This window comes from Pontibacter litorisediminis (assembly GCF_029360645.1).
GTDB classification, from domain to species: Bacteria; Bacteroidota; Bacteroidia; order Cytophagales; family Hymenobacteraceae; genus Pontibacter; species Pontibacter litorisediminis.
This window is the reverse complement of sequence record NZ_JARDUA010000003.1, coordinates 539,156-558,526: the sequence shown is the minus strand read 5'-3', so window position 1 is coordinate 558,526 and position 19,371 is coordinate 539,156. Positions and strand designations below refer to the sequence as shown.

Here is a 19,371-nt window from a genome sequence, read left to right as displayed (position 1 = left end):
TGGTGCCGAAAAGACAGCTGTAGTTCCGGCTGAACAATGGAGCTAGGCCACTGAATGTTTCCTTTTCTGCTCGGCAGAAAGCAAGCTGAAAACTTGCGGCAGGACGATGTAAACTAAGTATAAACAGGAGCGGCTGGCACTTACATAGTGCCAGCCGCTCCCGTTTATACTTAATAAGGGTAAACTTTCTAACTCTCTAGCTCCCTAACTTTCATCAGGTCCAGCAGCCTGTCGTGGCGCCACACGGGCAGCACGTTGTACACATCGTGGCGGAGGCAGAACTCAATGTCCTTGTGAATCTCGAGGTGCTCCAGCCGGCGCACATGCGATGACTGGCGCAGGAAGCCAACCATATCGGTTTTAGCAGTCTGGTACAGGTGTAAAGCGGCCAGTGAGCTATCGTGCTCCGAGGAGAAGCTATCCTGCAGGCGCTCCACCAGCGCCCCGGCAAACAGCGTGTCCTCCAGGTTAAACTGGCCTTTCCAGCCAGCACATACGACCAGCACATCCAGCCCCAGTTCCTCCAGGTGATCGGCCACCGCCTGCAGGTTCAGGAAAGCCCCCACCACAATCTCCTCTGCCGCCTCGGACAGGCGGATGGCGCGGGTGCCGTTGGTGGTGGTGATGGCGATGTCGCGGCCCTGCACCTTTCCATCCATGTAAGCGAACGGGGAGTTGCCCAGGTCAAACCCCTCGGCCTTGATGCCGTTGCGCTCCGCAGCCGTCAGGCAGCCACGCTCTGAAAAGCCGCGGCACTCCTCCAACTCCATTACCGGGAAAATATGCGCTGCCCCCTCGGCAAAGGCCGTTACCATGGTAGAGGTGGCCCGCAGAATGTCCACGGCCACCACTGCCTTTCCCTTCAAATCGTACAGGTGCAGCAGCTCCGGGCTGAAGCACACGTCTATACTTGGCATACGTTTTCGTTGTTGATTGATCGTTATTCGATTCCTTATGACCGAATAGCGATCAACGATTAACTATTTTTTAACAAAAGGCAGCTTCACCACCTGCGCCTTCATGTCTTTGTTGCGCACGCGGATAAAGATCTCGGAGCCGGCCTTGCTGAAGTCTTTGGTTACATAACCCAGACCGATGCCCTTGCCCAGCGATGGAGACATGGTGCCGGAGGTTACCTCCCCTATCTTCTCACCTTCTGCGTTCACGATCTCGTAGTGCGCACGCGGAATAGCCTTCTCCAACATTTCAAAGGCGATCAGCTTGCGGCTCACGCCCTGCTCCTTCTGCGTCTTCAGGTTCTCGGCGTTCACAAAGTCTTTGTCGAACTTCGTGATCCAGCCCAAGCCAGCCTCCAGCGGCGAAGTCGTATCGTCGATGTCGTTGCCGTAGAGGCAGAAGCCCATCTCCAGGCGCAGCGTGTCGCGTGCACCCAGTCCGATCGGTTTGATGCCAAACGCTTTGCCAGCCTCCATGATGGCGTCAAACACCTTCCTGGCGTCCTCGTTCTTTACATAGATCTCAAAGCCGCCTGCACCAGTATAGCCAGTGGCCGAAATAATCACATCCTGCGCCCCGGCAAACTCCCCTTTCTCAAACGTATAGTATACCATGCTGGCCAGGTCCACCTTTGTGAGCGACTGCAGTGCCTCGGCAGCCTTAGGGCCTTGCACGGCAAACAGAGAGATGTTGTCAGAGATGTTCTCCATCTCCACCCCCTCAGTGTTATACTTGCTGATCCAGTTCCAATCCTTGTCGATGTTGGAGGCGTTTACCACCAGCATGTACTCTTCTTCCGAGAACCGGTACACCAACAGGTCGTCTACAATACCGCCGTCCTCGTTGGGCAGGCACGAGTACTGTATTTTCTCGTCCGCCAGTTTGGAGGCGTCGTTGGAGGTTACGCGTTGGATCAGGTCCAAAGCCTTGGGGCCGCGCAGCATGAACTCGCCCATGTGCGACACATCAAAAATACCCACGGCCTCGCGCACTGTTTTATGTTCTTCTATATCTGATGAATAGCGCACAGGCATGTTGTAGCCGGCAAAAGGCACCATCTTGGCGCCCAGCGCCTCGTGCACATCATTTAAAGCGATTTTCTTAAGTTCCATGTCAGGTTTAGCTGTTCTTTTATATAAGGCAAAAATAAGTAAATTTCGGGCGCATACCTAAATTAATGCCCCTGCTGCTGTGGGTGCTTGCCCTCAAAAAAGTAAAGCAGGTCTGTAACCTGTAAGCCTAAGCGCCGTATGAGCGATAACCAGAATAATAGCCAAGGAAAATATATGCTTACCCAAACTGCACCTGATCGCACCGCTGCCGCGGCCCCGCGATACCACCATAATTGCCTGCTTTTACCGATCCAAGACATCCACGCGCCATCCTTGTAGCCTAGCCGCGCCCGCCGCACCTTGTTGTATGGCCGTGGCAAACCTGTAGCACCCTTCCATGAAGCTTTCTGTTAAACTTTTTGCCGGTTTTCTGCTGATATCGGTACTCTTTACTGCTGTAGCCATCGTTAACTTCCGGCTTTCGGAGGCAGTTATCGAGAACACGCAGTGGGTGTCGCGCTCACAGATTGTGGTCCGCAACTCGGCCGCCCTCCAGCGCAACATCATTGATATGGAGACAGGCTTGCGTGGGTTCCTGCTCAACGGAAACGAGACGTTCCTGAAGCCTTACTGGCAGGCCCGGGAGCAGATGCCGGAGCTGATGCAGGAGACCCGCGACTTTGTAACCAACCTATCCGAACAGAAAAAGAAGCTGGAGGAGATAGCAGAGCTGCAGAAACGGCTGGAGAAGGAGTTCGCGGAGCCCCTTATCCAAATGAAGCGCGGCCACCAGGACACGCTCATGACCGAGCGCGAGCTGGATGCACAGCTGGAAAAGCTGGTGCTGGGGGAGCAGCTGGTGATGGACTCGATCAGAACCGCCTTCCGGGCCTTCAACGCGATTGAGTACAAGGTGCGCCAGGAGCGCAGCGAGCGCCTGAGCAAAAGTATAAACAACACGCGCCAGCTCTCTACCATACTTACCATACTCTCGGTCATCATCGGCCTGGGCTGGGCCTACTACATAACGCGCCTCATTACCAACAGGATCGTAAAAATGGTGACGCTGGCCGAACAGGTATCGCGGGGGGACTACAAGACACAGATAGTAGATACCAGCAACGATGAACTAAGCCGCCTGTCGCACTCGCTCAACCGCATGTCGGCCACCATTGACGAGACGTTCACAGAGCTGGACCTGAAGAACAAGGAACTGGACCAGTTTGCCTATGTGGTGTCGCACGACCTGAAGGCGCCGCTGCGGGGCATAGAGGTAGCCTCGCGCTGGGTGGAGGAAGACATGGGAAGCCAGTTGCCTGCCAATGTAAAAGAGTACCTGCTGATGATGCGCGTGCGCGTGCACCGGATGGAGAACCTGATCAACGGCATTCTGGCCCTGGCGCGCATTGGCCGCACCAGCCAGGTGGAGGAAGAGGTGAACGTGAACGAGCTGCTCACAGAGGTAGTGGACCTGCTATCGCCACCGCCTGGCTTTAAGATTGAGGTGCAGGACAACCTACCTACCCTGTATACCGTTCGTATACAGCTACAGCAGGTGTTCAGCAACCTGATCAGCAACGCCATCAAGTACCATGATAAAGACGGGGGCGAGATTGCGGTTCGCCATCACGAAACAGAGGAATTCCATGTTTTCTCCGTGACAGATGATGGCCCGGGCATCGACCCTGAATACCACTCACGCATCTTCGTAATTTTCCAGACGCTGCAGGAGCGCGATGCCATGGAAAGCACCGGCGTGGGCCTGAGCATCGTGAAAAAAATCGTGGAGCTGCAGGGAGGTACCATTTGGGTTAACTCAGAGCTTGGCCTGGGATCAACTTTTACCTTTACCTGGCCAAAACAGTCAGGAAAAGAGCAGAAATTTTTATAGCTTTGTCTAATCCGATCAGAAGCACTATAGTATAATGAGCGAGAAAGAAGTAGTGAACATCCTGCTAGTGGAGGATGATTACCTGGATACCATGAATGTAGAGCGGGAGCTGAAGAAAATCGGCCTTAACCACCCGATTTTTGAGGCACGCAACGGCAGGGAGGCTCTGAACATGCTGCGTGGTAGCGAATCCCCTAAAATCTCGCCGCCACCAAGCGTTATACTTCTGGATATAAACATGCCCAAAATGAATGGGCTGGAGTTTTTGGCAGAGCTGCGCCGCGACCCGGAGTTCAGCCATATCCCGGTGTTCATCATGACAACCTCTAACGAGGAGACCGATCGACTGGCTGCACAGCGCCTGAACGTGTCCGGTTATATCGTTAAGCCCCTGTCGTTCGACAGCTTTGAGCGCAGCGACTCCTCCCTCGATAGCTTCAGCCTCTTCCTGGACCTGATAAAGCTTAAGTAAGAAGCCAGCACGGCCCATATAACTATAAAAGCCGCTATACATGACCTGTATAGCGGCTTTTATACTTTGAAAGAGCTAAGTTGCATTCCACAGTTCACCTGTGCCCGCAGGTGCCGCCGATGCCCCTCTGCAAAGTATGGTAAGCGCAATTAAAGGTGGCGCATGCCTATAGCAGCTCCAGCTGCTTTGGCAGCAAGGCAAACGACCGGCGGTGTTGCCTTGTAACGCCATTGCTAGCTATGCCGGCCCGATGCGCTTTGGTAGGATAACCCGCGTTCTGCTCCCATGCGTAGTGCGGGTGCTCCTGCGCTAGGCGGCACATCAGTTCGTCGCGGTAAGTCTTGGCCAGCACAGAGGCCGCCGCAATCGAAAGGAACCGGCCATCCCCCTTCACCATACATGCGTAAGGCAGCTGCCGGTAGGGCTTAAAGCGATTGCCGTCTACCAGCAGGAACTCCGGCTGCTGCTGCAGTACCTCCAGTGCCCGGTGCATGGCCAGGTAGGTCGCGTTCAGTATATTTATTGTATCGATTTCTTCTGGCGTGGCCTCCCCTATGGCCCAGGCTACGGCATCACGGGTTATCTCCTGGCGCAGCTGCTCACGAATCTTCCTGGTAAGCTTCTTTGAATCGTTCAGGAGCGGGTGCTGGTAATCAAAGGGAAGTATAACGGCCGCAGCCACCACCGGCCCGGCCAGGCAGCCCCTCCCTACCTCATCAACGCCCGCCTCCAGAGTGTAGCCACTGTGGTTTGATAGTAGCATAAAAATATAAGTATGGCCGCAAGTATAAAAAGAAAAGCCCGCCAGTCAAACGACTGCGGGCTTTCTTTAACAACTAAAAATATTTACTACAACGGATTCTGCACCATTCCCTCGTTATTGTTTGAGTTCAACTCATCTTGCGGAATCAGCCACTGCCACTGGTTATCACCGGCCACAACATCAAGAACGTTACCGGCAAGAGTTGCGCTGTGGTTAGCTCCGCTTCTATTAAGTGGGCTGTTTGTGCGCTTCAGGTCAAAGAAGCGGAAGCCTTCGCCCCACAGCTCGATACGGCGCTGCGTCATGATTTCATCAATAAGCGCTTGGTCAGCAAGTGTAATATCTGAGGCTTCCATATCACGCGCCTTTACAAGCTTTGTTAATAAAGCAGCAGCATCAGAGTTATTGCCCATGCGAGCCAGCGCCTCTGCCTCAATCAACATCATCTCAGCAGCTCTCATGTAAGGCACGTCACCAACGCTGCTCGCTCCGCCATCAGCCAGGAACTTTCTGTTCATGTAAGGCTTTGGAGAGAAGTTCGAAGGTACAACATACCCATTCACATCGTACCCAACCACTTTTTTGGTTGTCTCATCTAACACAGCCGTAGGAGTTGGGTCCCACAGCTGTTTACGTACGTCAGTGTTGGAGATCTTGCTATACAGCTGGCTGTTAATTGCCTTCGGATTCGCTCTAATATTAGACGAACTAAAGTTAGCAGACATGTAGGCGAAGTACGAGTAGAAGTAAGTGGTCTGATCAGATATCTGATCACTTCCCCACATCCACTCCTCATTCTCAACGTTGTTGAAACCAGCTAAGTATTGCGTTTGCCCCATCAGCTTGTAACCCTGCACTGCCTCATTTGCAAACTTGGCAGCAGTAGCCCAGTCCTGCATTGTGAGTGCCACACGGGCTTTGATGCCTTTTGCAACGTCTGTGTTAAAGTGCGACTTAGCGTTACGTCTTGCAGGCAGCAAGGAGATCGCTTCATCAATGTCTTTATTGATTTGCGCATACACTTGCTCCACAGTTGCCCGAGGCTGCCCTTCCAGTGTATAAACGTTCATGATCGGCACACCAAGCTGGTCGTTAGAGCTTTTGGAAGCGTCATAGCGCTCAGCAAAGATCTGCACGAGCTGGTGATGCGCCCAGGCTCTGTACGCCAAAGCTTGCCCCTTTATTGCTGCCCTCTCTGCCGGTGTACCTTCAGCCGTGTCAATGCCCGCAATGATCTTGTTGGCATTAGCAATAATCTTATAGTAGAACCTGTAAACAAAAGACACTGTACCGGCATTAGCGTTACGGTGCGTTATCCATTTGTAGGTTGAGTTAAACCAGCCGTTACCAGCAGCAGTCATAACTACGTCCTCACCCAGCAGGTCCAGGTTGATCATCACCGACCCCTGCCCTGCCTGGTCCTGGTTGTCGTACTGCATGAACATGGCTCTGTGAATACCGTTCAGAGCGGCCATGGCATTTGTAGTCGTGGTAATTGCCAGGTCTCCAGCCACAGCATCTGTTGGCTGCACCTCAAGATAATCTTTGTCGCAAGAGGCGAACATGAGCATGCAGGCAGCAAGCGAGCTATATAATACTTTTTTCATTTTCAAAAATTAAAGGGTAACGTTCAAACCAACTGTGTAAACACGAGCAGGGATATAGCTATTAGAAGTAACACCTGAGTAAGACTGATTCACGTTCATACCGTCACGCTTAGAGAACAGCGCTAAGTTCTCACCTGATGCGAAGATACTCGCATTTTTCAGGAACACCTTTGAAGTGAGTTCTGAAGGAAGAACGTAGTTCAGGTTTACAGATCTGATGTTCAGGTAAGAAGCGTCGATCAGCCAGCGGTCAGACTGCGCATTGTAATGCGTTGCGGTCGTCAGGTCCATACGTGGCACGTCTGTCTCATCACCAGTTTGCTGCCATCTGTTCAGGATGTCCTTGTGCAGTGCACCACCTTGTGTTCCCGCGTTCATTAATGAGGCGTAGTTAGCATCGTACACTTTACCGCCTACCTGGTACGTCAGCAACACCGAAAGTGACAGGTTCTTATAAGTAAAGGTGTTTGTAATACCACCGGCAAAGTCAGGAATTGCAGAGCCTGCATAGTGATACTTGGCACCGTTAGAGTCTGTGGTTACCGTATCGCCGTTGATCACACGCGTCTTACCTTCTACCCATGTATCGGTAGCGAACAAGCCTGCTCCGTCAGTCGGATCAACACCGTACCAGTCACGCAACCAGTAGTCATAGATAGACTTGCCTACCATGTACTTTTTGGTACCCGTGATCATCTCTTCCTGCGGAAGCTTCTTCAGCTCATTCTTGAAGGTGGACACGTTCAGGTTAACATTCCAGGTAAAGTCCTGCGTTTTAACGGCATCAGTAGAAAGTTGTACCTCGACACCTGTGTTAGCCATTGTACCGATGTTCTCCCACTTCTCTTTTACACCGCTTGACAAAGGAAGCGGAACGCGGAACAGCAGGTTCTCAGACTCTCTGTTAAAGTACTCAACGCTACCACTAACTCTGTTGAACAAGTCAAACTCCACGCCGATGTCAAAGCTGTTGTTAGACTCCCACAGCAGGTTTGCGCTACCAAGCACATCCTGTTGTAAGAAACCTGGCTCTTTGGCGTTGTTCATGCCAAGCGTGTACAGTTCCTGGTATCCATAGTATCTGTCAGTACCATCAGAGTTCAGAAGGGCATCGTTGCCTACCTCACCATAAGAACCTCTAAGCTTCAGCATGTTAACCCACTCAGGCATGCTGATAAAAGTCTCTCTATCCAGGCGCCAAGATGCACCCACAGACCAGAAGTCACCCCAGCGTACATCTTTTGCAAACCTGGAGGAACCATCGCGGCGGTAAGAGCCAGAAAGAGTGTACTTGTCGTCGAATGTATAGTTCAAGCGCGACAGGTAGCTTTCTACTCTGTATTTATCAGTTCTTGAATCTAAGCTGTTTGTAGTAGTGAAGTTACCTAGTTCAGTATTGTCTTCTACAATTACGCCCTGGCGCATTCCGTACATGTACCTGTAGTCGTAACTGTAGTTTTCATGGCCAACCAAAGCTTCTACAAAGTGTCTGTCGTTGATGGTTTTAGAATAGTTCAGCAACTGGTTGATGTTGTAGGTTGTAGCGGTTGTACTAGTGCGGCTAGCTCTACCTGCCGGCGCACCGTCGCCTATTTTGTTGTTGTCGTACTCCGCAGCAAGGTAGTTTGCAATGTCTACGCTAAGGTTTGTTGTAAACTTGAAGTCCTGCAAGAATTTAACCTCTCCGAAAGTTCTGGCACTTAGAACATTGCGGTTGTACAGGTTATCGTTCCACATCGTCTCCGCAACTATGTGACGGCCTACGCTGGCGTTGCTGCCCCTGTTAGGCAAGCCCAGGTTAGACAGGTTACCATAGTCGTAGATTCTGTTGCCATCCTCATCTAGCAGATAGGCACCAGTAGTAGGGTCATGTGCGTAAATAGGGTAGATAGGACCAATGCCACGGGCAAAATTAAAAGGGTTAACATAGCTGCTGCTACTGCTTGTGCTAGCCTGGTTAGACTCTGTAATAGTACCGGAAACGTTCAAACCTGTTCTCAGCCAGTCTGTAGCCTGTGTGTTCACGTTTACACGGCCAGTAAAGCGCTCATAGTCAGATCGTATCACATAACCTTTCTCTTTCAGGTAACCCAAAGACACGAAGTAGTCGCTCTTCTCAGAGCCTCCGCTGTAATTCAGGGCATAGTCACTACGGCTGCCACTGCGCTGCAACGGCTCAAACCAGTCTACGTCATCATAAAGCATTTTAGCCTCTGGGTTGATGTTACCATTGGCATCAACAATGGCATCGTTCGCCACGTTAAACGGGTTGTACCCCAGAATACCTTTAACGCTACCGTCTTTGCCGTCTCTCAGCTTTTTCAAGCCGGAAGCAATTTGATTGGCGTCCTCTAAAGAATATGGGTCTTTTGTAGCGTTTACTAAGCTGTTTCTTTGCGCTTCCCAGATCAAAGGATAATACTCGTATGCATTTACACGGTCGTACTCTTTGATCGCTCTTTCGCTCATACCCTGAGAGATCTTCACATTCAGCTGGTTGCTTCCTTTTTTACCTTTTTTAGTTGTAATCATCACCACACCGTTTGTGGCACGTGCACCATAAAGGGCGGTAGAAGAAGCGTCTTTCAGGATAGAGATGCTTTCGATATCATCCACATTCAGGTTGGCGATACTACCTGGGTACGGTGTACCGTCTACAACGTAAAGCGGATCGTTCGATGAGTTTATAGAACCAATACCACGGATACGGATTTCTGGTCCTGCTCCTGGCTGGCCGCTACCAGAGTTAGTCTGCACACCTGCAGCCTGTCCGGCAATGGCGTTGGTAATATTCGTTACAGGTCGCTGCGCTATCTTCTCTGCGTTGATCTGAGTGGCTGAACCCGTGAAAGAGCCTTTATCGGCCGTACCGTAGGCTACCACCACTACTTCTTCCAGTTGCTTGTCGTCCACACCAAGTGCAACGTTAACTGTAGAAGAGTTACCGATCGGACGCTCTACGGTTTTGTAACCAATAAAGCGGAAGATCAGCGTGTTTCCTTCGGCAGGTACGTTGATGGTGTAAGAACCATCAAGCCCAGTGGTAGTTCCCACAGTAGTGCCTTTCACAATTACTGCCACCCCCGGCAGGCCTTGTGATGTGCCTTGGTCCGTTACCGTACCAGACACAGCTCTGCTTTGTGCATAAACCTGCTGGGCAAGTATCAGCACCAACGCAAAGCTCATGAGTAATAATCTCCTCATAATAGAATTTGACATTAAGTAGAATGGTTGAAAATAGATTAATTGGTAAAATTGTATTTAAAAAAGGCAAAGCTCCGCCACCTTACAGTTAGGTAAGGCTTTGTTTTAAGAGTGCACATAAGCATAGGCTGAATTCCGTTAGCCTGTTGTGCCCTGTTATTAAGTTTATCTAAGTATGGATAGTCAATGCCCGGACGGGCGAAAGAGCAGGAGAGGCTCTAATGTACTCTCGTGTCTCAGCGGAGGTATTTGTATTTTTAATCCTATAGTAATCCTTGTTAAGCCTTTGTTAAGAAATTTCCGCCAATAATAAGAAGTTGTTATCTTAAATACAATAGCCCTTCTACATCCATTGTTCTAAAGGAGACCGTGCCAACAACGAAGCATAACAGCAGACAAACATAAAGTCCTAGTAGCCTATTAAACCATCCCCTGATATCTATTTGACTCTATTAATATTACACAAGTAAAATCGATAAGAAAGCAGCAGCAGCACCATCTTTTGTCTTATTTTATTTTTTAAAGCAGATTGTAAAAAATTATTGTTGGCTGTATTAAAATAAAAAAGCCCGCTGTCTTTCGACTGGCGGGCTTTTCGTTAAACTACCTGTTACAGACTACCTTACCTATAATGCAGGATTAGTATTTGTTTCTGAAGTTGGGATTGGGAGAACATAACGTGAGTCAGTAGGAGAAATCTCGGCCCCAGCACCTACTGAAGGTATACCAAAACCTCTTCTGAAAAGGTCGTTCGTTCTGAAGCCCTCACCTAGCAACTCTATACGTCTCTCAGTCAAAATGGCATTGATAAGATCTGCTTTTGACTCACCAGTGTAAGACCATGATGCATCAGAACGCTGATGTACAGCCTCTAGCAAAGCAATTGCTCGCTCCTGACTTCCTACCTCTGCTTCTGCCTCAGCTAAGTTTAGCAGGACCTCAGAGTATCTAATTAGTGGAACCCAATCAATGTAAGGAGAAACTCTGCTGAACTTTGTAATATAATATACATACCTAGGGCTAGCAGCACTGCCCAAATTGTATCTACTGATCAAACTAGTTTTTCGAGCATCATCTGCCTCAAACTGCTCATTTGTATAAATGCCGGCTATACCTTCAGTTTTATCGTTCAGGTAGTACTCCAGGTTACCAACATTATAGTAGTACCCCAACTGGTTTTGTGTTCCAGGAGCATCTGTATCGGCAAAAGGCGCCGCAAAAATCACTTCTTTGTTGGTATCGTTCTCGAACACCGCTGCGATATCTTCTTCCAGGCTATATGACTCTCCTGATAGTGTTGTAAAGGGCGCCGATTCAGATACAATCTTGTTTCCTTCTGTAATCACATCTGCGTAACGCCCCATAGTCAGATACACCCTCGTTTTTAAAGCAATAGCAGTGTTCTTGTGTGCTCTAGTTGTAGCCAAGGCAGCAGAGCTATACTCCTCGGGCAGTCCTTCCTCAGCTTCGTTTAGATCTTTCAATATCTGCGTGTAAACTTCTGCCACAGTACTTCTTGCAAGGCCATTGTTATCGCTGGAGAACTCTGGTTGCAGTCTCAGAGGCAGGCCAGGAGATGCACCATTATCAGCAGTATAGGGCTTTGCGAACATCTGCACTAAAGAAAAATAAGATATCGCTCTTATGAACTTCGCTTCGGCTCTGTAGTTCTCCACAAGTTCGGCATCAAGCTTACTGGCGTTTTCCTCTAAACCTGCCAAAAACGTGTTAACACGGTTTATCGTAAGGTAGCCTCTTGACCACATATCTGTTATATATGGCTCATCGGCTCCACCGGTTTGGTTCCAGATGCTGTAGCCAGTTACGTTATTGGACGTACGGTTTATAAATTCCTCCGCACGTATATCGTTGTAGATTTGGTAACGGCCACCTAGGAAACGACCGTGCTTCATTGATGCGTACAAACCATTGACCTGTGCCAGCACAACAGCAGGAGAATCAAAGTTAGCTCCCTCCAAAACTGTCAATTCAGGCTTTGCCTCTAAAAAATCCTTCTCACAAGACGTTAGAGTTAAGGATAGAGGTATACTTAGCAAAGCGAGCTTCGCTATGTATTTCTTATTCGACTTTCTATTAAATATTTTCATCTCAAAACTGATTTTCTATTAAAAACCTAGGTTTACACCAAATGTGAATGCTCTGCCCTGTGGTACTGTATTTCGCTCAACGCCTGGAGCCAGGTTAGAGCCACCGTTAGTTGAAATTTCAGGGTCAGCGCCTTTATAGCTTGTGATCAGGAAAGCATTGTCTACCTGAGCATATATTCTCAGAGAGCGGATACCTGATTGTCCGAAGAACCTTTCTGGAAGCTTATAGCCTAATACAGCGTTCTGCATGCGAAGGAAATCACCTTTTTGAACGTTTGCATCAATAGCGAAAGCAGAACCATTCGAAACGTTGTCGCCATAAACAGGGCGAGGAATATCAGAGTTTCTGTTTTCTTCTGACCAGTGGTTTAATATATCTGTGCTGTTGTTCCAAATACGCTGGTCTCTTAAGCCGGCCTGAGTACCGTTGTAGATGTAGTTGCCACCTGAGTAAGTAAGAAGCATGCTCAGATCGATGTTACCATAGGTGAATGTGTTAGTGAAACCGCCGAACCATTTTGGCAAGGTATTACCAGCGATTTGTGCATCAGCACCAGAAATCGCTGGCGCTCTTGTTCCGTCCAGATAAGTCCAGGCGTTAACACCACCACCATGCAAGTACTGCACCTGCTCGCCATTTCTGTTGATGAAGATTCTGCGGCCATTGTCTGGGTTAACACCAGCAGTTTTAACCACATACAAGCTACCAACAGGATATCCAACCTGAGTAATGTTAGTAGTCTCCAGACCGCTTGTTGTACCAATCAGTGGAGCATCACCAACAAGAGCAGTTACTTCGTTTTTGTTCGTTGTGAAGTTCAGGTTAGTTGTCCAGGTGAATCTCTCCTTGTCAATTGGGGAAGCGTTTAAGGAGAACTCAAAGCCTCTGTTGTACATAGAGCCAACGTTCTGAAGGATACTGTTGCCAGGTATACCTTTAGATGGAGCTTGTGGAACTGCCAGGATCAGGCCATCTACATCGTTGTTATAGTAGTTTGCCTCAAGTGAAATTCTGTTGTTAAACAGGCCCAGATCTAAGCCAATGTTAGTCTGCTTGCTTGTTTCCCAAGACAACTCATCGTTACCTGCCTGAGCATACACTAAACTTGGCACTGTTCCATAAAGACCATCTGAGTACTGAGTATAGGCACCATAGTTATCACCAAGGTTACCATTACCGACACGACCCCAGCTTGCCTTCAGTTTCAAGTTAGACACGGCGCTAGCGAAAGAGGCGTTTTTAAAGAAGTTCTCCTCAGAGATGGCCCATCCTGCTGAAGCACCACCAAAGTTACCCCAACGCTTAGATGAAGCTAGAGCAGAGTTACCGTCTCTTCTGTAGTTACCGCTGATGAAGTATTTACCGCCATAGTTGTAGTTAACGCTGGTGATATAGGCCTCATATACTCTTTTTCCGATGGATCCACCAGCCGTTTGAATTCCATATGTTGCCTGGAAGTCGTTGAAGGTAGGAATCGCCAAGCCTTGGCGAGTAGTCCACCAGTAATCAGAATTTGTCTCCTGCACATCAGAACCTACCAATAGGGAAAGGTTATGCTTATCGCTAAAAGTAGTCTGATATTGTAAGGTGTTCACCCAGTTCCAGTTCTCTCTTCTGCCGTTGGAATTAGTCGCTAAACCACCTTGGTTGAAACCATCACCGTTGATAGGGTTGTAAAACAACTTGTTTTCTGTGTTGCTGAGGTCGAATGAGTAAGTAGTACCATAGGTAAGCCCTTTAACGATGTTGAAGTCTGCACCTAAGTTAGAGATCAACCTGTTAGACTCCGAAGAGCTGTTGTCGTGGTCTAGCAATACCACTGGGTTGTAGTATGTCTGTGGCAACAGGTTTGCACCATTTCCAAGCGCGTTTCCACTCAGGTTGTAGCTGCCGTCCGGATTGTAAGGAGACACGTTTGGAGCCAGCACGATACCAAGACGCCCCAGACCTGCCACACCAAACGCCTGGCCAGGAAGAGAGCCGCTGTTAGGAGCCACGTTGATACCGTTTGTATAATTAACGTTACCTCTCAAGCTGAACCAATCAGTAACCTTGTGAGTCAGGTTTAAACGTGCAGACTTACGATCAAAAGAGTTTTTCTTGATAAAGCCTTCCTGCTCGGAAACACCTGCAGAGAAGTAGTAAGTTGTGCTCTCAGTACCTCCTGAAACAGATAGGTTGTGGTTATGGGAAACAGCTGTTCGGTAAATCAGGTCCTGCCAATCAGTATCCACCAGTGAGCCATCCTCATTGTAAGAGGGGAAGAAGGCATCAGCCGCTCCTGCATTTCTACGAGCCAAGTTCTTGTGATCCATGTACTGCTGTGCATTCAGTACTTCAGGAAGCCTGTTTGCCTTGTTAAAGCCTATCCAACCATCATAAGAAACTTTAGCCTTGCCTTGCTTACCTCTTTTGGTAGTGATGATCAGAACACCTGCTGCTGCTCTAGAGCCATAGATAGAAGTAGAGGCTGCATCTTTCAGGATATCGATAGACTCAATGTCAGAAGGGTTGATGTCCGAAAGGGGGTTATTTGCAGAGTTGTTATCAGATAAATCTCCTGTAGCTATTGGAATACCATCCACTACAACTAGTGGGAATGAGCTTAACGAGATAGAATTGATACCACGGATACGAATAACAGGTGGGTTGTTGAGAACACCATTTGGCTGCACGATGTTAACACCTGATGCTTTACCAGTCATTGCCTGAGCAAAGCTTTGTACAGGGCGGTCTTTGATTCCTTCACCTGTTACAGTTGCCGCAGCACCGGTAAACTCTTCTCTGGTTTGAGTAGAGTAACCAGTTACTACAACTTCGTTTAATATTTTGTCATCGGTTGCCAATGTGGCGTTAACTACACTAGCATTACCAATTGTTCTCTCCAGTGTCTGGTAACCGATAAAACGAAAAACTAGAGTGTTACTGTTCGACGGCACAGAAATAGAGTATGTACCATCAGCCCCAGTGGTAGTGCCCACGGTAGTTCCTTTCACAATTACTGCCACTCCCGGCAGCGCTTGCGATGTGTTCTGGTCCGTTACCGTACCAGACACAGTTTTGCTCTGGGCATAGGCCTGCTGTAGCAGCGCCAGCACCATTACAAAACTCATCAGTAATAGTTTTCTCATTTGTTGTTTGAATTAAGGTGAATAGAATTGGTTGATTTTAAAGTGTTAGATCATGTAAAAATTAGACAAAGCTCCGCTAAGCTCATCTTTTATGAGTTTAAATTTTTGTAGTTACCTTTCAGGGCTGCTTCTATAAAGCAGCCTTGTGGCACAACTATTAATAAAAGTTAGGTGGTGATTCTAAGCAAGGTATTGCACTAACAAACCCGCTGCTTCAGAAAAAGAGATGCTTATACCCTCCAGCTGTTGGCCTAGGACAACTGAATATAGCCATATGCACCTATTCTGTGCCAATAATATGGAGTTCTAATTTCAAAAACAATAGTTCTGCAGCAAACTTATTCGGTGTTAAAACACAGTATTATAAGTATTTACAATTATTCCTAGCTTGTTTTGAGAAACATACACGACCTGATAAAAACCCTAAAACACCCTCTGCGGCGCAAAATTCAACTTTTTTATTATACACTTGTGGATCAATGTTTTAACAGTGACACCATAATAGGGTGCTGCTTAGATAGACCTAGAGCTATTCTAAACAATTTTTTCTCATAACAGAAAAGGCACCTAAAATAGGTGCCTTTTCTGTTATAGTTAATATGCTTAGCTATGCCTGCATCAGGTAAGCTTTGATATATTCATCCAGGTCGCCGTCCAGCACGTTCTGCACGTCTGTCCGCTCTACGCCGGTACGCACATCCTTGATTAGCTTGTAGGGGTGCAGCACGTAGTTACGGATCTGCGAGCCGAAATCTATCCGCTTTTTGGTGCTCTCGATGCGGTCCCGCTCCGCATTGCGCTTGTCCAGCTCTATCTGGTACAGCCTGGATCTCAGCATGCGGATAGCGTGCTCCTTGTTCATCAGCTGGGAGCGCTCTATCTGGCACTCGATCACGATGCCGGTGGGCTTGTGTTTCAGGCGAACGGCTGTCTCTACCTTGTTCACGTTCTGCCCTCCGGCGCCGCCAGAGCGGAAAGTATCCCATTCAATGTCACTTGGGTTCACCTCAATGCTGATGGTGTCATCCACCACCGGGTAAGCGAATACCGAGGCAAACGACGTGTGGCGGCGCCCTCCCGAGTCGAACGGGGAGATACGCACCAGGCGGTGCACCCCTATCTCCGACTTCAGATAGCCATAGGCGAAGTCGCCCGTAATCTCCAGCGTGGCAGATTTGATACCTGCCCCGTCTCCGGCTTGGTAGTTTACCTGCTTCACGCCAAAATCGTGTGACTCGGCCCACATGATGTACATGCGCATCAGGATCTCGGCCCAGTCCTGGCTCTCGGTGCCGCCTGCGCCCGGGTTAATCTCCAGTATCGCGCTTAGCTGGTCTTCCTCCCCACTGAGCATGCGCTTAAACTCCAGCCCCTCCACGGCTTCCTCCGCCTTTTTATACTCCTGCTGGATGTCCTCTTCCGACACATCGCCCTCTTTGTAGAAGTCGAACAGCACCTCAAAGTCAGACACGGCCTTTTCGACCTCATCGTAGTGGTCGGTCCATACTTTCACCGACTTGATTTCCTTGAGCACCTTCTCGGCTTCCTTGGGGTCATCCCAGAAGTTGGGCGCTGTGGTTTGTATCTCTGTCTCCTTTACCTGCTCTTTCTTGGCATCGTAGTCAAAGATACCTCCTCAAGGCCTCTACTCTGGCCTTCAACTCTTTTACTTGCTCAGTTGTCATTAGCGTGATTGTGGTTATACTTCCTTTTAACGTGAAAATGCTGAAGTATAAACCAGTAGCCTATACTTCAGCACCCTCTTTGTTTATACTATGTATTTTACAGGCTGATGCGGTGCACCCAGTTGTGCTTATCCGGCGCCTCCCCTGTCTTAATCTTATCAAGCGCTGTAGCCACACGGTTTGATATCTTGCGCTCCTCGATGGCTGGCAGGTTCATGTCTTCGCCATTAAAGTGGATGGTGGCTATCTGGGCGATGGTGGCCGCTGTGCCGGTACCGAAAGCCTCCTGCAGCTTGCCTGCCTTATATGCCTCCACCAGCTCATCCACCGACACCTTACGCTCTTCCACTGCATAGCCCAAGTCCTTTGCCAGCGTCAGCACACTGTCGCGGGTAATTCCGGCCAAGATCGTGGTGCTTACAGGCGGTGTTATGAGCTTACCGTCAATCACAAACATAAGGTTCATGGTACCGGACTCCTCGATGTACTTATGCTCTTTGGCATCGGTCCACACCAGCTGATGGTAGCCGCGCTCCTGCATGTTGCGGGCAGGCAACAGGGCCGCACCATAATTGCCGGCCGCTTTGGCAAAGCCAGCCCCACCCTCTGCAGAGCGCACGTAATGTGGCTCGATGGCTACCTTCAGCGGCTGGCCGTAGTAGGCCCCCACCGGGCAGGTAAAGATGGTAAAGCGGTAGCTGGAGGACGGGCGAACACCTATAAAATCATCGGTGGCGAACATAAACGGGCGAATGTACAGCGCGCAGCCGGATGTTGGCGGCACCCAGGCGGCATCCAGGCGCAGCAGCTGCTCCAGCCCCTGCATGAAGATATCCTCTGTAATAGCCGGCATGCACATACGCTCAGCAGACTTGTTCAGGCGACGGAAATTATCCAGCGGGCGGAACAGCAGTAAGTCACCGTTTGCATCCTTGTAGGCCTTCATCCCCTCAAAAATTGACTGGCCGTAGTGCAGTGCCGATGTTGCCGGGCTCATGGACATATTGCCGTAAGGCAGTATCTGAGGCGTCTGCCATTTACCGTCTTTATAGTCGGCAACCAGCATGTGGTCTGAGAAGATCTTACCGAACTCAATGTTGTTGTAGTCCAGCTCCGAGATGCGGGACTCTGCCACGCACTGAGCCGGTATAGTTAGCATATCTAAAGACATAGGTAAGTTTGGTTTTTTAATTCCGTAAAGGTTGTATGGTATTGTTGCTATAGTCTTGGCTTCCAGGTTACTTCTTCGGCACCCAGCTCTTGTGTCATTACGCGGCAAAGGGCAAATAGGTAATCCGATAACCTGTTTAAATATTTTATCACCAGTTCATCCACCGGCGATACTTCCTGCAGGCCTATGGCCAGGCGCTCGGCACGGCGGCACACGCAGCGGGCCACATGGCAAAACGACACGGATTGGTGCCCCCCCGGAAGGATGAAGGCACGCAGTGGCGGCACCGCTGCCGTATACTTGTCAATTTCCTGCTCCAGCAGCGCTATATCCTTCTCGTGCAGGTCCGGAGTGGCCATTTTAACGTCCTTTTCCGGGTCGGTGGCCAGCGTGGAGCCGATAGTGAAGAGCCGGTCCTGGATCTCCTTCAGGATGCCAAGGCGGCTGCTGTTCACCTCCTGGTCGCGTACCAGCCCGATATAGGAGTTTAACTCATCCACGGTGCCGTATACCTCTATCCGGAGGTGTGCCTTTGATACTCTGGTGCCACCAATCAGTGCGGTGGTTCCTTTATCGCCTGTTTTGGTGTATATCTTCATTTAGTGCTGTTGCTCTGCCTGCATGCGGGCAGCTGTGGTTACGTCTGGGTTTATGGTGTCTGACTCTACCAAGCCATCGCGGAGGCGCACGATGCGGTGCGCATACCGGGCAATATCCTCCTCGTGCGTCACCATGATGATGGTGTTGCCTTTGGCATGCAGGTTCTCGAACAGCTCCATGATCTCATAGGAGGTTTTGGTATCGAGGTTACCTGTGGGTTCGTCGGCAAGTATAATGCTGGGATCATTGATAAGGGCGCGGGCAATGGCCACACGCTGCCGCTGGCCGCCTGATAGTTCGTTAGGCTTGTGCTTGCCACGGGTACCGAGGCCTACGCTCTCCAGTGCCCGCTGTGCCTTCTCCTCCCGCGCACTCTTGCCGTAGCCGGCATAGATCAACGGCAGGGCCACATTCTCCAGCGAGCTCTGCCGCGGCAGCAGGTTAAAGGTCTGGAACACGAAGCCGATCTCTTTGTTTCGCACCTCCGCCAATTCGTTGTCCGACATGTTGCTCACATCCTGCCCATTCAGGATGTAGGTGCCACCGGTAGGCGTATCCAGACAGCCGATGATGTTCATGAACGTGGACTTGCCTGAGCCCGATGGCCCCATGAAGGCCACATACTCTCCTTTATTTATACTGATGGAGACTGACTTCAGCGCATGGATAGTTTCTGTACCCATGCGGTATACCTTCGAGATGTCGTGGGTTTCGATGATGGTGCTCATA

At 49.5% G+C, this 19,371-nt stretch carries 13 protein-coding genes; 2 read left to right on the top strand and 11 right to left on the bottom strand.

Going from position 1 to position 19,371, the window contains the following annotated elements:
* Positions 1-188: 188 nt before the first annotated feature.
* Both PXG97_RS12345 and gcvT read right to left on the bottom strand, forming a co-directional pair.
* Positions 189-917, bottom strand: coding sequence for a 2-phosphosulfolactate phosphatase (locus tag PXG97_RS12345; protein WP_276498055.1), 729 nt, complete (start codon positions 915-917; stop codon positions 189-191).
* A gap of 63 nt (positions 918-980) precedes the next feature.
* Positions 981-2,069 (bottom strand): glycine cleavage system aminomethyltransferase GcvT, encoded by a 1,089-nt coding sequence (gene gcvT, locus PXG97_RS12340; protein WP_276498054.1) that lies wholly within the window; start codon positions 2,067-2,069, stop codon positions 981-983.
* Between the two features lie 337 nt (positions 2,070-2,406).
* Between gcvT and PXG97_RS12335 the strand changes: the two genes are divergently transcribed.
* Both PXG97_RS12335 and PXG97_RS12330 read left to right on the top strand, forming a co-directional pair.
* Complete coding sequence (locus tag PXG97_RS12335; RefSeq protein ID WP_276498053.1) at positions 2,407-3,900, top strand: sensor histidine kinase; 1,494 nt, start codon at positions 2,407-2,409, stop codon at positions 3,898-3,900.
* 34 nt (positions 3,901-3,934) lie between these two features.
* Positions 3,935-4,372, top strand: a complete 438-nt coding sequence (locus tag PXG97_RS12330; RefSeq protein ID WP_276498052.1) for a response regulator — start codon at positions 3,935-3,937, stop codon at positions 4,370-4,372.
* Positions 4,373-4,538: 166 nt separating this feature from the next.
* Here PXG97_RS12330 and PXG97_RS12325 read toward each other — a convergent pair whose 3' ends face one another.
* The 9 genes from PXG97_RS12325 to PXG97_RS12285 form a co-directional block, all read right to left on the bottom strand.
* Entirely contained in the window at positions 4,539-5,135 is a 597-nt protein-coding gene (locus PXG97_RS12325) for a ribonuclease HII (protein WP_276498051.1), read from the bottom strand.
* A gap of 86 nt (positions 5,136-5,221) precedes the next feature.
* The gene (locus PXG97_RS12320) at positions 5,222-6,742 is read right to left on the bottom strand and encodes a RagB/SusD family nutrient uptake outer membrane protein (RefSeq protein ID WP_276498050.1); all 1,521 of its coding nucleotides are present in this window, start codon (positions 6,740-6,742) and stop codon (positions 5,222-5,224) included.
* A 9-nt stretch (positions 6,743-6,751) separates the two neighbouring features.
* On the bottom strand, positions 6,752-9,946 hold the full coding sequence (locus tag PXG97_RS12315) for a SusC/RagA family TonB-linked outer membrane protein (protein WP_276498049.1): 3,195 nt from the start codon (positions 9,944-9,946) through the stop codon (positions 6,752-6,754).
* A gap of 626 nt (positions 9,947-10,572) precedes the next feature.
* On the bottom strand, positions 10,573-12,054 hold the full coding sequence (locus tag PXG97_RS12310; RefSeq protein WP_276498048.1) for a RagB/SusD family nutrient uptake outer membrane protein: 1,482 nt from the start codon (positions 12,052-12,054) through the stop codon (positions 10,573-10,575).
* Between the two features lie 18 nt (positions 12,055-12,072).
* On the bottom strand, positions 12,073-15,186 hold the full coding sequence (locus PXG97_RS12305) for a SusC/RagA family TonB-linked outer membrane protein (RefSeq protein ID WP_276498047.1): 3,114 nt from the start codon (positions 15,184-15,186) through the stop codon (positions 12,073-12,075).
* Between the two features lie 607 nt (positions 15,187-15,793).
* Positions 15,794-16,871 (bottom strand): peptide chain release factor 2 gene (gene prfB / locus PXG97_RS12300; protein WP_276498046.1). Its coding sequence is split into 2 segments (ribosomal slippage): positions 15,794-16,810 and positions 16,812-16,871, totalling 1,077 coding nucleotides; the frame shifts between segments, so codons are not numbered across the junction.
* Between the two features lie 97 nt (positions 16,872-16,968).
* The gene (locus tag PXG97_RS12295; protein WP_276498045.1) at positions 16,969-18,042 is read right to left on the bottom strand and encodes a branched-chain amino acid aminotransferase; all 1,074 of its coding nucleotides are present in this window, start codon (positions 18,040-18,042) and stop codon (positions 16,969-16,971) included.
* A gap of 47 nt (positions 18,043-18,089) precedes the next feature.
* The gene (locus tag PXG97_RS12290) at positions 18,090-18,641 is read right to left on the bottom strand and encodes a cob(I)yrinic acid a,c-diamide adenosyltransferase (RefSeq protein WP_276498044.1); all 552 of its coding nucleotides are present in this window, start codon (positions 18,639-18,641) and stop codon (positions 18,090-18,092) included.
* Positions 18,642-19,370 (bottom strand): ABC transporter ATP-binding protein, encoded by a 729-nt coding sequence (locus PXG97_RS12285; protein WP_276498043.1) that lies wholly within the window; start codon positions 19,368-19,370, stop codon positions 18,642-18,644.
* Position 19,371 lies beyond the last annotated feature (1 nt).

What these genes read in the sequence shown, in the direction of transcription:
- PXG97_RS12345 (WP_276498055.1), bottom strand. Translation starts at nt 917, where the DNA reads ATGCCAAGTATAGACGTGTGCTTCAGCCCGGAGCTGCTGCACCTGTAC.
- gcvT (WP_276498054.1), bottom strand. Translation starts at nt 2,069, where the DNA reads ATGGAACTTAAGAAAATCGCTTTAAATGATGTGCACGAGGCGCTGGGC.
- PXG97_RS12335 (WP_276498053.1), top strand. Translation starts at nt 2,407, where the DNA reads ATGAAGCTTTCTGTTAAACTTTTTGCCGGTTTTCTGCTGATATCGGTA.
- PXG97_RS12330 (WP_276498052.1), top strand. Translation starts at nt 3,935, where the DNA reads ATGAGCGAGAAAGAAGTAGTGAACATCCTGCTAGTGGAGGATGATTAC.
- PXG97_RS12325 (WP_276498051.1), bottom strand. Translation starts at nt 5,135, where the DNA reads ATGCTACTATCAAACCACAGTGGCTACACTCTGGAGGCGGGCGTTGAT.
- PXG97_RS12320 (WP_276498050.1), bottom strand. Translation starts at nt 6,742, where the DNA reads ATGAAAAAAGTATTATATAGCTCGCTTGCTGCCTGCATGCTCATGTTC.
- PXG97_RS12315 (WP_276498049.1), bottom strand. Translation starts at nt 9,946, where the DNA reads ATGAGGAGATTATTACTCATGAGCTTTGCGTTGGTGCTGATACTTGCC.
- PXG97_RS12310 (WP_276498048.1), bottom strand. Translation starts at nt 12,054, where the DNA reads ATGAAAATATTTAATAGAAAGTCGAATAAGAAATACATAGCGAAGCTC.
- PXG97_RS12305 (WP_276498047.1), bottom strand. Translation starts at nt 15,186, where the DNA reads ATGAGAAAACTATTACTGATGAGTTTTGTAATGGTGCTGGCGCTGCTA.
- PXG97_RS12295 (WP_276498045.1), bottom strand. Translation starts at nt 18,042, where the DNA reads ATGTCTTTAGATATGCTAACTATACCGGCTCAGTGCGTGGCAGAGTCC.
- PXG97_RS12290 (WP_276498044.1), bottom strand. Translation starts at nt 18,641, where the DNA reads ATGAAGATATACACCAAAACAGGCGATAAAGGAACCACCGCACTGATT.
- PXG97_RS12285 (WP_276498043.1), bottom strand. Translation starts at nt 19,370, where the DNA reads ATGAGCACCATCATCGAAACCCACGACATCTCGAAGGTATACCGCATG.